Source organism: Serratia sp. X3, assembly GCF_014982455.1.
GTDB lineage: Bacteria > Pseudomonadota > Gammaproteobacteria > Enterobacterales > Enterobacteriaceae > Serratia > Serratia ureilytica.
Genome location: NZ_JADCNB010000001.1, coordinates 1,158,449 through 1,170,881, shown reverse-complemented (window position 1 = coordinate 1,170,881; position 12,433 = coordinate 1,158,449). Strand labels below are relative to the sequence as shown.

Sequence of the window (12,433 nt, the reverse complement as noted above, 5' to 3'; positions counted from 1 at the left end):
ACGCGCGGGTGAAGCCGACGCCGGGCGTATGGAAAGACTTTTCTTTGCTCGGATTGATCTTATAACGCACAGAATGCTGCAAAAAACGCCGTTCACCTGCTAGGCTTAGAGTTCGTTAACCCACAAGGAACAGGAGAGCAGCATGTTTGGTAAAGCGGAAGACAAAGCCAATGAAGCCGCAGGCGCGGTAGAAGAAGCGTTCGGTAAAGCCGTCGATTCGCCGGAGCATCAGGTGCGCGGCGCGGCGCGCAAGTACGCCTCCCAGGCCAGCTATGCCGCCCGTGACGCAGCGGACAGCGTAAGAACGCAGGTGGAAGCCAACCCGCTGGCCGGCGTGGCCGTTGCGGCGGCGGTCGGCATCGTTTTCGGCTTCCTGCTGGGACGCAAATAAGCGGCGAATGCGCCCTACGACAATAGGCCCGTTACGGGCCTTTTTTTCGCCCTTTTCTGCGCCGGCGCCGTTGTGCGTGCAAATTTTCATCTATCATAACCATCGCTTAAAAAAACCAACGCCTTCAACTACGATTAGTTTGTGACCAGAGCAAGGCTCTGCGATCCGGCGGATAACCCTATGAGGATTATCATCATTATCCATGCTGTTTAAGCCGCTCTCTTTCACGCGGCTAAGAAAGGTTGATTATGGCTCGCACCACCCCTATCGAACGTTACCGCAATATCGGCATCTCCGCGCATATCGATGCCGGCAAGACCACCACCACCGAGCGGATTCTGTTTTACACCGGGGTCAGCCACAAGCTGGGCGAAGTGCATGACGGCGCGGCGACCATGGACTGGATGGCGCAGGAACAAGAGCGCGGCATCACCATCACCTCGGCGGCCACCACCTGCTTCTGGAACGGCATGCAGCATAATTATCCGCAGCACCGCATCAATATCATCGACACTCCCGGGCACGTCGATTTCACCATTGAAGTGGAGCGATCGATGCGCGTGCTGGACGGCGCCGTCATGGTCTATGACTCGGTGGGCGGCGTGCAGCCGCAGTCGGAAACCGTCTGGCGCCAGGCCAACAAATACAAAGTGCCGCGGCTGGCGTTCGTCAACAAGATGGACCGCATCGGCGCGGATTTTTTCCGCGTGCGCAAAATGATGATCGAGCGCCTCAAAGCCAACCCGGTGCCGATCGTTATTCCTATCGGCGCCGAAGACCGCTTCAGCGGCGTGGTGGATCTGGTGCGGATGAAAGCCATTCTGTGGGACGAAGCCTCGCAGGGCATGAACTTCAGTTTCGAAGAAATCCCGGCCGACCTGCGCGAATCGGCGCAGGAGTGGCGTGAAAACATGATTGAGGCGGCCGCCGAAGCGTCGGAAGAACTGATGGAGAAATACCTCAATCAGGTACCGCTGAGCGAAGAGGAGATCGTTCACGGGCTGCGGGTGCGCACCGTCGCCGGCGAAATCCAGCCGATGCTGTGCGGATCGGCGTTCCGCAACAAAGGCGTGCAGCGCATGCTGGACGCGGTGATCGAGCTGATGCCCTCGCCGCTCGACGTGCCGCCGATGGAGGGCCACGGCGAACACGATGAAATCATCACTCGCAAAGCCGACGACAACGAAAAATTCTCGGCGCTGGCGTTTAAGCTGATGACCGACCCGTTCGTCGGCCAACTCACCTTCGTGCGCGTCTATTCCGGGGTGCTGGCCAAAGGCAGCAGCGTTTATAACCCAATCAAGGGCAAAAAGGAGCGCATCGGCCGCATCGTGCAAATGCATGCCAACGATCGTAAGGACATCGACGAGCTGCACGCCGGCGACATCGCCGCCTGCGTCGGCCTGAAGGATGTCACCACCGGCGATACGCTGTGCGATCCCGGCGCCATCATCACGCTGGAGCGCATGACCTTCCCCGAGCCGGTGATCGCCCAGGCGATCGAGCCTAAAACCAAGGGCGACCAGGAGAAAATGGGCATCGCGCTGCAGCGCCTCTCTTCGGAAGATCCGTCGTTCCGGGTGCGCACCGATGAAGAATCCGGCCAGACCATTATCTACGGCATGGGCGAGCTGCACCTGGAGATTATCGTCGATCGCATGCGCCGTGAGTTCGGGGTGGAGACCACCACCGGCAAGCCGCAGGTGTCGTACCGCGAAACCATCCGCAAACGGGTGGCCGACGTGGAAGGCAAGTTCGTGCGCCAGTCCGGCGGTAAAGGGCAATACGGCCACGTGGTGCTGACCGTCGAGCCGAACGAACCCGGCAAAGGCTTCGAATTCTTCGATGAGATCAAGGGCGGCGTCATTCCCGGCGAGTTTATCCCGGCGGTGAAAAAAGGCGTGCTCGAGGCGCTGAATAACGGCGTGCTGGCCGGTTATCAGGTGGTGGACGTCAAGGTGCACCTGACCTTCGGGTCTTACCATGACGTCGACTCGTCGGAACAGGCGTTCCGCATGGCGGCGATCTTCGGCTTCAAGGACGCTTGCCGCCTGGCGGATCCGGTGATCCTTGAGCCGATCATGTCGGTGGAAGTGGAAACGCCGGAGGATTACGCCGGCAACGTGATGGGCGATCTCTCCTCACGTCGCGGTCTGGTGCAGGGCATGGAAGAGATCCCGGGCGGCGGCGGCAAGGAAATTCGCGCCAAGGTGCCGCTGTCCGAGATGTTCGGCTACTCGACCACCCTGCGTTCGATGTCGCAGGGCCGTGCCACCTACACCATGGAATTCAGCCACTACGCCGAAGCGCCGCGCAACGTGGCTGAAGAAATCATTCACCACAGCAAGCGTTAACCCTCACGCCCGCCGCCACGGCGGGCGTCACCCCTGCTTTTCCTCCAGCGCCACCACCACGGGCTGCGGTTTGATGCGCATGGCGTACACCACGCCGGCGATCAGACAGACGATGCCCGCCAGCGTCAGCAGCGGCGGCCAGGTCTGGCGCAACAGAAAGGTATACGCCAGCCCCGCCAGAATTTCGAACACGATGAGCGGCCCCACCAACACCGTCGGCAGCCGCTGGCTGGCTTCGTTCCAGCACAGCGCCCCCAGCCAGGAACAGAACACGCCGATGATCAGCATCAGCGGGATAAACACCTCAGGGCGCGGGCCGAACGGCAAGGCGAACGCCGGCTCGCTCAGCGCCAACTGACCGCAGACCGCCAGATAGCCCAGCAGCGCCAGCGGCAGCGTCACCAGCCCTTGGGCCGTGGCCCAGGTGGCCGGACGCTGCGTCGGATTCTCCCGCAGCCAGCGTGAATTGCGCAGCGGGAACCAGGTCCAGCACGCCACCGCCAACACGGCCAGCCCAAGACCGCTGAGATAGTGCCAGCCGTCGATCGGCACCGCATTGCCGCGCAGCTCGGCGACGTTCACGCACGCCAATCCACCGACGATCAACAGCAGCGCCGGCGCCAGTTTGCCCCAGGCCAGGCGCCCGTCGTGCCGGCCGTAAAACAGATTGGCGCAAATGGCGATCACTACCGGCAAGGTGCCGATGATCATGGTCGACACCGGCGCACCGGTGCGCTGAATGGCGCTGGCCAGGCACAGGTAGTACAGCAGATTGCCGATAGCCGTCAGCTTGAGCGCTTCCCACCAATCCTGGCGCCGCAGCTTGCGCAGGCGGCGGCGATCGAACCACGCCAGCGGCAAGGCGATCAGCCCGAAGGCCAGATAGCGCCCGGTGGACTGCAGCGCAGCGGGATAGTCCGGTACCAGCAACGGACCGACGAAAATCAATCCCCACATCAGCCCGGCGGCCAGGGCAAACACAACGCCAATGAACATAACGACTCCGACAAACGGCCGGTGCGGCCAACCCGCCCGACAAGACAGCGGCAGAGTAACGAAAACGCGGGGAGGAATTATTGTAGCAGGTTGCTGTTTTAGCCCAATTTCACCTGTTTCTGGAAACGCACTGGCGTGACGCCGTAACGGTTGGCGAAGGCGCGCGTCAGGTGCGCCTGATCGGTCAGCCCCGCCGCCGCCGCCACCTGTGCGGCGGGCATGCCGCGCTCCAGCATGCGTTTGGCCTGCGACAGCCGGATCGCCATCAGCATCTGCTGCGGCGAGACGTGATATTCGGCCTTAAACTTGCGCAGGAAATGGTACGGGCTGAGCGATACCAGCTCGGCCAGTTGGTTGAGCGTTATGGCCTCGGCGAAGTTATCGTGCAGGTAGCTTTTCACCACCTCGAAACGGTGCGCCGCCTCGGCTTTCTCCCGGCGCCCTGTGCGGATGTGCGGTTGCAGCAACGCCACCGCTTCCAACAGCAGGCCGTCGAGCGTAAGCGGATCGTCGGTTTGCCACAGCGCGGCGAGAATGGCGGACAGGCGCTGCGCCGCCCGCGGATCGTGGCGCACCGCATCGGTGAACCACTGGCTCCGATCGCCGGACAGCTGCTCCAGCGCCTCGGGGGCCAGATAGAGCATGCGATAACACCAACCGCCCGGCGTTTCGGCTTCGCCGGTATGCAGCTCGTCAGGATTCATCAGCACCAGCGCGCCCGGCGCCGCCAGGTGCTGCGCCCCGCGATAGCGAAAACGCTCGGCCCCGGTGTCCACGGTACCGATGGCGAAGGCGTCGTGGGTATGCGGCTCGAAGGCATAGCGTTCGATATGCGCCTGATAGAGTTCGACGCCGGGCAGATGCGACAAATGCCGGAACTGCGCGCAGTCCTTCTCGAACGGAAACTGTTGTGGAACCCCTTGCACCCGACCTCCTCATCCGTGCTGACAATCTGCTCAGCATAGCCAAAACATCGCCGGTTGAGTAGCCGCCCTGGTCCTTTCGTGCCCCTCGCCTGGACGATCGGCGCCATTCGGCGTAGGGTTAAGGTCCCTGTCCCTTTCAGACGGGCCGCATCGCGAAGCTCATCGGCCCCTGACACTCCGCAAACAAGAGGCAACAATGTATCCGGATACTCAACTGTATATCGATGGACAATGGCGCAGCGCGCTGGCCGGAAAAACCCTGCCGGTCTCCAACCCCGCTACCGACGAGATCATCGGTCAAGTGGCGCACGCCGCCGCAGAGGATCTCGATCTGGCGCTGGCCGCCACCGAACGCGGGTTTAACGTTTGGCGAAACACCGCCGCACACCAGCGCGCCAACCTGATGCGCAAAGCCGCTGCGCTGCTGCGCGAACGCGCCGACGCCATCGCCGCCATCATGACGCAGGAACAGGGTAAGCCGGTGGCGCAGGCCAAAATCGAAATTCTCAACGCCGCCGACGTGATCGACTGGTTCGCCGGCGAAGCCACCCGCACCTACGGGCAGATTATTCCGTCCCGCGCTCGCGACGTGCAGCAGCAAACCCTGAAACTGCCGGTCGGCCCGGTGGCCGCCTTCACGCCGTGGAACTTCCCGATCAACCAGATCGTGCGCAAGCTGTCCGCCGCGCTGGCGGCGGGTTGTTCAATCATCGTCAAAGGTCCGGAAGAAACGCCGGCCTCACCGGCTGAGCTGATCAAAGCCTTCGCCGACGCCGGCATTCCGGCCGGGGTGATCGCGCTGGTGTACGGCACCCCGGCGGAAATCTCGGAATACCTGATCCCGCATCCGACCATTCGCAAGATCTCCTTCACCGGCTCCACCCGCGTGGGCAAGCATCTGGCTGCGCTGGCCGGCCAGCATATGAAAAAGGCCACCATGGAGCTGGGCGGCCACGCGCCGGTGCTGATCTTCGACGACGCCGATCTCGACGCGGCGGCCAAAGAGCTGGCGCAATCCAAGTTCCGCAACGCCGGCCAGGTCTGTATCGCCCCGACCCGCTTCCTGATCCAGCAAGGCGTTTATGAAGCCTTCGTGGAGAAATTCACCGCCGCGGTGCGTGAACTCAAGCTCGGCAACGGGCTGGAAGACGGCGTGACGATGGGGCCGATGGTGCTGGGCCGCAGCGTCGACAATATCGAGGCGCTGGTGCAGGACGCTATCGCCCACGGGGCGAAGGCCAGCACCGGCGGCAAACGCGTGGCGGGCAAAGGCAACTTCTTCGAGCCGACGGTGCTGCGCGACGTGCCGCTGAGCGCGCGCGCCATGTCGGAAGAGCCGTTTGGCCCGGTCGCCCTGCTGCGCCCGTTCGCCACCTACGACGAGGCGATCGCCGAAGCCAACCGCCTGCCGTACGGGCTGGCCGCGTACGCCTACAGCCGCAACATCGCCACCGTCAATGCGCTGGGGCGCGACGTGGAGAGCGGCATGCTGAGCATCAACCACATCGGTTTCGGCCTGCCGGAAACGCCGTTTGGCGGCGTGAAGGACTCCGGCCACGGCACCGAAGGCGGCAGCGAAGCGATCGAATCCTACCTGGAAACGCGCTTTGTCACCGTCGCCGGCCGTTAATCGCACCTCGGATGAATAGCCAGAAGCCCCGCAATGCGGGGCTTTTTTTTTACTCACCGGCCAGCTCGAACAGGCGCCGCGCCGCCGGGGTCAGCCCCAACATGTGAATGCAGGCATGCACCATGCCCGGCAACCGTTCACAGCGTACCGACACGCCCGCCTCGCGCAGCCGCTGCGCATACTCCTCGGCCTCATCGCGCAGCGGATCATATTCGCAGCTCAGAATGGTGGCCGGCGGTAACCCGCGCAGCGTGGCGGCGTGCAGCGGTTCGCCGTAGGGTTCGCGCCGCTGAGCCAGATACTGCTGCCAACAAAATACCATCGCGTCGCGCGTCAGAAAGTGCCCCTCGGCAAACTCGCGATAGCTCCTCGTCGCCATTTCGCGGCTGAGCGCCGGATACAGCAGCAGCTGACGCTCGATATGCGGGCCGCCGCGATCCCGCGCCAGCAGCGCGACCGCCGCCGCCAGATTGCCCCCGGCGCTGTCGCCCCCCACCGCCAAGCGCTGCGCGTCGATCCCCAACTGCGGCGCCTGTTGCACCACCCAGCAGAGCGCCTGATAGACATCTTCCAGCGGCTGCGGAAACGGATACTCTGGCGCCAGACGATAGTCGACCGACAGGATCACCCGGCCGGTTGCGTTAGCCAGCGCCTGGCAGGGCTGGTCATACAGCGACAGCGAACCGAGGCACCAGCCGCCGCCGTGGGCGAACAGCATCGCCGGTTGTGCGGCAGCGCGCCTTTCCCCCGCCGGTAGATAAGCGCGCAGCGCAATCCGGTGCCCATCGGCGGCGACCAGCGTAAAATCCCTGACGCCGCCGCTCGGTGCCGCTTCGCCCTGCAGCAGACGCAAACCGCTTTCCGTGGCCGTGCGCATTTCCGCCAGCGACGCGGGTGGCAGTGCGTCGACCGATGCCGTCAAAAAGGCGGCGATGCGTTCATCAAGCGGCATGTTGTTCTCCCGCCAAGAACGGCGTAATCAGTGCGATAAACGCCTCATGACACTCCTCGGTGATGAAATGGCCGCAGCCGGCGACCGTTTCGCCCCGCAGATCGCGCGCATTGCCCCGTAGCGTCGTCAGCGGCGCGTCGCCGGTGGCGTGCTCCGCTCCCACCGTCAACACCGGCATCGTCAACGGCGTGGCGGCGCGCAGCCGGTTCTGGCGAACGGTCTCCGGGATCGCCCGGTAATAGTCGAATCCGGCGCGCAGGCCGCCCGGCGCCGAATAGGCGGCGATATAGACCTCAGCCGCCACCCGATCGCGCCGATAAGACCAGCGGTTGAAGATATAGCCAAGATACTCCCGCTCGCGCCCCTGGGTCAGGGTCTCCGGCAAATCCGCCAATTGGTTGAACATGAAATGCCACAGGAAGATATTCTCCTCCGGCGCGACGAAAATCGGCGGCGGCGGCGCCAGCCCGGGGATCACCGCCTCCGTCAGCACCAGACGCTCCACCGCCTGCGGGAAATCGCTCGCCATGGCATAACCGATCCACATGCCGATGTCGTGGCCGACCAGTTGGTAACGTTCGTGGCCCAGTTGCGCCATCATCGCGTGCAACGCCGCGCCGACGCTGCCGGTGTCATAGCCGCCAGCGGACTTGTCAGAGTCGCCGATGCCCGGCGGATCGACGGCGATCGCCTGAAAACCGGCCGCCGCCAAGGCGCGCATCACATGGCGCCAGGTGTACCAGGTTTGCGGCCAGCCGGGGATCAGCAACACCGGCCGCCCTTCACCGGCTATCACGCAGTGGATACGTTGGCCATTGACCTGGGTATAGACGTGTTCCGCCCCGAGATCCTGCAACAGGATCTCGTTTTGACTGTGTTTCATGGGGTTAACTCCCTGTGGGGTCAGGCTCAGCGAATGCCGAGCAACGCATTGATCTGCTGTGGGTTGACCGGCGCACCGGCGAAGTCATCAAACACTTTGTCGGTGACACGGATAATGCGATCGCGAATGAAGGCCGCGCCTTCGCGCGCGCCGTCCTGCGGGTTTTTCAGGCAGCACTCCCACTCCAGCGTCGCCCACCCCTGATAGCCATACTGCGTCAGCCGGGAAAATATACCGTTGAAATCGACCTGGCCGTCGCCCAGCGAGCGGAAGCGGCCGGCGCGATCGGTCCAGGATTGATAGCCGCCGTAAATGCCCTGCCGACCGGTCGGATTGAACTCGGCGTCCTTAACGTGGAACATGCCGATAACGTCCTTATAAATATCGATAAACTCCAGATAGTTCAGCTGTTGCAACACCATGTGGCTCGGATCGAACAGCACCCGGCAACGTGGGTGGTGGCCGACGCGTTCCAGAAACATCTCGTAGGTCACGCCGTCATGCAGATCTTCACTCGGGTGAATTTCGTAGCACAGGTTGATGCCCTGCTCGTCGCAGGCGTTGAGCACCGGCAGCCAGCGTTTGGCCAGCTCGCCGAACGCGGTGTCGATCAGCCCGGCCGGGCGCTGCGGGAACGGGAACAGATAGGGCCAGGCCAGCGAACCGGAAAAGGTGCCCAGTTCGCTGAGCCCCAGCCGCGCCGACGCCTTCACCGCCAAAAGCATTTGCTGCAGCGCCCACTCGCTGCGGGCCTTGGGATCGCCCTGCAGCGCCGGCGGCGCAAAGCTGTCGCACAGCGCATCGTAAGCCGGGTGCACCGCCATCAGCTGGCCGAAGATATGGCTGGTCAGTTCGCTGACCACCAACCCCTGCTCCGCCAACATGCCGGTCAAATCGTCGCAGTAAGTTTGGCTTTCCGCAGCGGTGGCCACGTCGAATAAACGCCGATCCCAGGCCGGGATCTGCAAGGCGGTAAAACCAGTTCGCGCCGCCCACTCGGCAATGGCGGGCAAGCTGTTGAACGGCGCCGCGTCATCGCTGAATTGTGCGAGATGCAGGCTTGGACCTTTGAGGGTTTTCATTGTAAACTCCTATTGATTGTCGATTGACAAACAATAGGAGCAAAGCGCGGCGACCGCAAGCGAAATTTATAAAGGCATTGGTATTCCCGTCGATTTAAGCGATCCTATGTCGCTGAATGGCAGGTAAATTGGAGCAGCGAATGGCAGGCAGACCGCGCGAGTTCGATCGCGAACAGGCGCTATTGAAGGCGCGAAACTTATTCTGGCGGCAAGGTTACGAAGGCACTTCGATGTCGGATCTGGTGGCGGAGTTGGGCATCGCTTCCGCACGCATCTACAAAGCGTTCGGCTCCAAAGAGCAGCTGTTCCGCGAGGCGATCGCCAGTTACGAAACCGCAGAAGGCGGCTTTGCCGATCGCGCCTTCGCGCAGGAAAGCGGCATTCGGCCGGCGATCAAACGCCTGCTGGAAGACGCCGTACGGCTCTATAGTCGGCCCGATCTGCCGCAAGGCTGCATGGTGGTCTCCGCCGCCGCCAGCGTCAGCGCAGAAAACGACGGGCTAAAAGCCTGGCTGGCAGAGCATCGGCTGCAGCGCACGCAGCAGATCGTCGAACGGCTGCGGCAGGCGGTGCAAACCGGCGAATTGCCGGCCGACACCGACGCCGACAGCCTGGGTGACTATTTCGCCGTCTTCCTGCACGGCCTGTCGATTCAGGCGCGTGACGGCGTCACGCAAGCGCGGTTGTTGGCCGCGGTCACGGTGGCGCTTACGGCTTTGGATAGCCGTGTTTGATCGATCCTCAGGCGCGCCTTCTATGTGGGCACGAATGGCGGTGAAGGAACCGCGTTTGTGACAAAATCTGCGACGTGAGGATTAGTATTTTCCGGCTTATGAATCAAAGCAACCTGATACGGGATCTGTTCTCCACTAAGCCGACAAAAAGAAACGTTTGCCCAGCCGCTTTTTTGCATGAATTCAGGGACCAGGCTAACTCCTAATCCCGAAGCAACAAGGCCGACTATCGTTTCCATCTGCACGGCTCGCTGAACAACCTCAGGAGCAAATCCTGCCTTTTCGCAGGCCTCAATGATAGCGCGATAGAGACCTGGCCCTTCTTGCTCAGGAAACAATACCCACGGCTCCCTGGCCAGGGCAGAAAGCGAAAGAACGCCGCTTGTTCCGGCAGGATGTTTACTCGGCAAAACGGCAATCAGCGGGCAGCTAAAAAATGGATGGCAAGACAGTTTCGGTATGGCGTATTCAGGAACAGGTAAAACCGCAATGCCAATATCAAGCGTGTCTTCCAAAAGGCTCACAACCTGTCGCGCCGTCGTCATTTCTTTCAATTCAAGAACAACCTGCGGACAGGAAAAGTGAAAACGAGCGACCATTTCGGGAAGCAGATGTCTGACGGCGGAAGCGACAAAACCGATGCGCAACCCCCCCGTCATTCCCTGGCCGGCGCGTCGTGTCAGTAACATCGACCGTTCCATCTGCATGAGCGTCGTAACCGCTTCCTTCTGCAACACTGCCCCTGCGGGAGTCAATGCCGTTATTCGATTGGTTCGCTCAAAAAGCCGGGTGCCCAAAACCTCTTCCATTTGACGGATCGCTTTTGTCAGCGGGGGTTGAGCCATATGCAAACGCTCGGCCGCTTTCCGGACATTCATTGTTTCCGCAACCACAAGAAATTGGCGGAGCTGACGCAGAGTAAGCATATCGTGATACCTTAAATGTATTAAGAAAGCGCCACAATAGTATTAGACACATCAAGGGGAGCACATGAAGATGCTTCCTGTATATATTCGTGGAGCAGAAATAACAATGAACATACTCAGATCGTTGTCACTGACTTATCGAAATCTAAATACGTTGCTAGCCCTCCTTATCATGTCAGCGTCGTCAACGCTGGCTGCATCAAAAGAAAATGAAATCCCCACACCGGTAAATCGAACAGACAGATACATTTTGCTTGCGGGCGGAGAGCAACTGCACGTCAGGGAAGTCAGCCTGAAATCTGAGGGCAAACCTGTACTGCTGATTCATGGCGCACGGGTTCCCGGCCTGGCCTCTTTTGATTTGCCCGTCAAGGGCGGCTCTTTGGCGGCAGATCTGGCATTAGCCGGTTTTCGGGTATATATCCTCGATCTGCGGGGATACGGGTTATCCAGCCGGCCGGCCGCGATGGACAGCCCTCCTAACCAGTCAGCGCCGTTGATCCGCACTGCGGACGCCATAACCGATATCGATCGCGCCGTGCAGGCTATTCAGGCATGGAGTCGAGCGCCCCGCATTAATATCCTGGGATGGGCGACGGGAGGACACTGGGCGGGCGCTTATGCAGCCCAATATCCACAGAATGTGGAACGGCTGGTGCTCTATAACACGCTTTATGGCGGAACCGCTCACCACCCGCTGCTGGGCCAGGGATCGCCGCTGGACGATCCTCAAAATCCCGGGCACTTCAACGCCGCCAAATTTGGCGGCTGGAGCCTCAACACGCGAGACAGTCTGTTTGTCGCCTGGGATAACAGCATTCCCGTGGCGGATAAAACACAGTGGCGTGATGAAACAGTTAAACGCGCTTACGGTGATGCCGCACTGGCATCGGACAACACCTCGCAGCGCAGAACGCCACACAGCTTCCGCGCACCGACCGGTGCAATGGCTGACAGCTTTGAACTGGCGATGGGCAGAAAACAGTGGTCGGCAACCGCCTTAACCACCGTTCCCGTATTGGTTGTTCGCTCGGAGCGGGATTTCTGGAGCCGGCCCGAGGATGTTGACGCCATCATGAAAGATGCCCCTTCAGCCGAAAAGCTGGTCATTCCTGAAGCGACACATTTTGTCCATCTCGATAGAGATAACGCCGGCAGACAACGCTTTCTCCAGGGCGTTGTCAGATTTCTGGCGCAGCCTCAGCCCAACGACGGCACTTGATCTTCCGGCAAATCGACAATCACCAGCGTGCCTTCGCTGCCCGGCAACACGCGGTGCGGCACGCCGGCCGCGGCCTGATACAGCTGACCAGCCCGCACCACCACTTCTTCCCCCGCCACCTGCAGCCGCAGGTGGCCGCTGATCACCAGCAACCCTTCGCTGTAATCATGCACTTCATCCGCAATGCTGCGCGCGTCCATACGCAGCACTTTGATATTGGCCGCACTGACGCGGCCCAGCACGGCAGAGCGCCAGGCCTCAGGCAGTTCGGCCGCCTGCTGGTTTAAATCGAACAGCATCAGAATCCCCCAGGTGCATGAAAAAACGCACTCTAGCC

General features: G+C 61.4%; 12 protein-coding genes. 5 read left to right on the top strand and 7 right to left on the bottom strand.

Annotated features, from left to right (window positions below; genetic code table 11):
* Positions 1–142 precede the first annotated feature (142 nt).
* Complete coding sequence (locus IMX17_RS05505; protein ID WP_004938127.1) at positions 143–391, top strand: DUF883 family protein; 249 nt, start codon at positions 143–145, stop codon at positions 389–391.
* Between the two features lie 248 nt (positions 392–639).
* Complete coding sequence (gene fusA / locus IMX17_RS05500; protein ID WP_033650331.1) at positions 640–2,745, top strand: elongation factor G; 2,106 nt, start codon at positions 640–642, stop codon at positions 2,743–2,745.
* A gap of 27 nt (positions 2,746–2,772) precedes the next feature.
* Here fusA and IMX17_RS05495 read toward each other — a convergent pair whose 3' ends face one another.
* Positions 2,773–3,741 (bottom strand): DMT family transporter, encoded by a 969-nt coding sequence (locus IMX17_RS05495; RefSeq protein WP_193549421.1) that lies wholly within the window; start codon positions 3,739–3,741, stop codon positions 2,773–2,775.
* A gap of 98 nt (positions 3,742–3,839) precedes the next feature.
* Positions 3,840–4,667 carry an AraC family transcriptional regulator gene (locus tag IMX17_RS05490; RefSeq protein ID WP_046898287.1) on the bottom strand — a complete coding sequence of 276 codons (828 nt, stop codon included), beginning with the start codon at positions 4,665–4,667 and terminating at the stop codon, positions 3,840–3,842.
* Between the two features lie 196 nt (positions 4,668–4,863).
* Here IMX17_RS05490 and IMX17_RS05485 point away from each other — a divergent pair, with 196 nt between their 5' ends.
* Positions 4,864–6,297 (top strand): NAD-dependent succinate-semialdehyde dehydrogenase, encoded by a 1,434-nt coding sequence (locus IMX17_RS05485; protein ID WP_042784596.1) that lies wholly within the window; start codon positions 4,864–4,866, stop codon positions 6,295–6,297.
* A 49-nt stretch (positions 6,298–6,346) separates the two neighbouring features.
* Here IMX17_RS05485 and IMX17_RS05480 read toward each other — a convergent pair whose 3' ends face one another.
* Genes IMX17_RS05480 through IMX17_RS05470 form a run of 3 tightly spaced genes read right to left on the bottom strand, consistent with a single transcriptional unit; the run spans position 6,347 to position 9,214 of the window.
* A complete protein-coding gene (locus IMX17_RS05480) occupies positions 6,347–7,249 on the bottom strand; it encodes an alpha/beta hydrolase (protein WP_193549420.1) in 903 nt (300 codons plus the stop codon).
* The gene (locus IMX17_RS05475) at positions 7,239–8,132 is read right to left on the bottom strand and encodes an alpha/beta fold hydrolase (protein WP_193549419.1); all 894 of its coding nucleotides are present in this window, start codon (positions 8,130–8,132) and stop codon (positions 7,239–7,241) included. The genes IMX17_RS05480 and IMX17_RS05475 overlap by 11 nt, the downstream gene beginning before the upstream one ends.
* A 26-nt stretch (positions 8,133–8,158) precedes the next feature.
* Positions 8,159–9,214, bottom strand: coding sequence for a sugar phosphate isomerase/epimerase (locus IMX17_RS05470; protein ID WP_193549418.1), 1,056 nt, complete (start codon positions 9,212–9,214; stop codon positions 8,159–8,161).
* A 140-nt stretch (positions 9,215–9,354) separates the two neighbouring features.
* Here IMX17_RS05470 and IMX17_RS05465 point away from each other — a divergent pair, with 140 nt between their 5' ends.
* Positions 9,355–9,948 (top strand): TetR/AcrR family transcriptional regulator, encoded by a 594-nt coding sequence (locus tag IMX17_RS05465; protein WP_046898283.1) that lies wholly within the window; start codon positions 9,355–9,357, stop codon positions 9,946–9,948.
* 20 nt (positions 9,949–9,968) lie between these two features.
* Here the strand turns inward: IMX17_RS05465 and IMX17_RS05460 are convergent, their stop codons facing one another.
* Positions 9,969–10,874, bottom strand: a complete 906-nt coding sequence (locus tag IMX17_RS05460; protein WP_046898282.1) for a LysR family transcriptional regulator — start codon at positions 10,872–10,874, stop codon at positions 9,969–9,971.
* Positions 10,875–10,938: 64 nt separating this feature from the next.
* On the opposite strand from IMX17_RS05460, the gene IMX17_RS05455 reads away from it, so the two are divergent.
* Positions 10,939–12,096, top strand: a complete 1,158-nt coding sequence (locus tag IMX17_RS05455) for an alpha/beta fold hydrolase (protein ID WP_197665059.1) — start codon at positions 10,939–10,941, stop codon at positions 12,094–12,096.
* Here IMX17_RS05455 and IMX17_RS05450 read toward each other — a convergent pair.
* Positions 12,075–12,395, bottom strand: coding sequence for a cupin domain-containing protein (locus IMX17_RS05450; RefSeq protein WP_193549417.1), 321 nt, complete (start codon positions 12,393–12,395; stop codon positions 12,075–12,077). The two genes, IMX17_RS05455 and IMX17_RS05450, sit on opposite strands and share 22 nt — an antisense overlap.
* Positions 12,396–12,433: the final 38 nt, after the last annotated feature.

Excerpts from the sequence above, each read along its gene's own strand:
- IMX17_RS05505 (WP_004938127.1), top strand. The coding sequence starts at position 143 with ATGTTTGGTAAAGCGGAAGACAAAGCCAATGAAGCCGCAGGCGCGGTA.
- fusA (WP_033650331.1), top strand. The coding sequence starts at position 640 with ATGGCTCGCACCACCCCTATCGAACGTTACCGCAATATCGGCATCTCC.
- IMX17_RS05495 (WP_193549421.1), bottom strand. The coding sequence starts at position 3,741 with ATGTTCATTGGCGTTGTGTTTGCCCTGGCCGCCGGGCTGATGTGGGGA.
- IMX17_RS05485 (WP_042784596.1), top strand. The coding sequence starts at position 4,864 with ATGTATCCGGATACTCAACTGTATATCGATGGACAATGGCGCAGCGCG.
- IMX17_RS05480 (WP_193549420.1), bottom strand. The coding sequence starts at position 7,249 with ATGCCGCTTGATGAACGCATCGCCGCCTTTTTGACGGCATCGGTCGAC.
- IMX17_RS05475 (WP_193549419.1), bottom strand. The coding sequence starts at position 8,132 with ATGAAACACAGTCAAAACGAGATCCTGTTGCAGGATCTCGGGGCGGAA.
- IMX17_RS05470 (WP_193549418.1), bottom strand. The coding sequence starts at position 9,214 with ATGAAAACCCTCAAAGGTCCAAGCCTGCATCTCGCACAATTCAGCGAT.
- IMX17_RS05465 (WP_046898283.1), top strand. The coding sequence starts at position 9,355 with ATGGCAGGCAGACCGCGCGAGTTCGATCGCGAACAGGCGCTATTGAAG.
- IMX17_RS05460 (WP_046898282.1), bottom strand. The coding sequence starts at position 10,874 with ATGCTTACTCTGCGTCAGCTCCGCCAATTTCTTGTGGTTGCGGAAACA.
- IMX17_RS05455 (WP_197665059.1), top strand. The coding sequence starts at position 10,939 with ATGAAGATGCTTCCTGTATATATTCGTGGAGCAGAAATAACAATGAAC.
- IMX17_RS05450 (WP_193549417.1), bottom strand. The coding sequence starts at position 12,395 with ATGCTGTTCGATTTAAACCAGCAGGCGGCCGAACTGCCTGAGGCCTGG.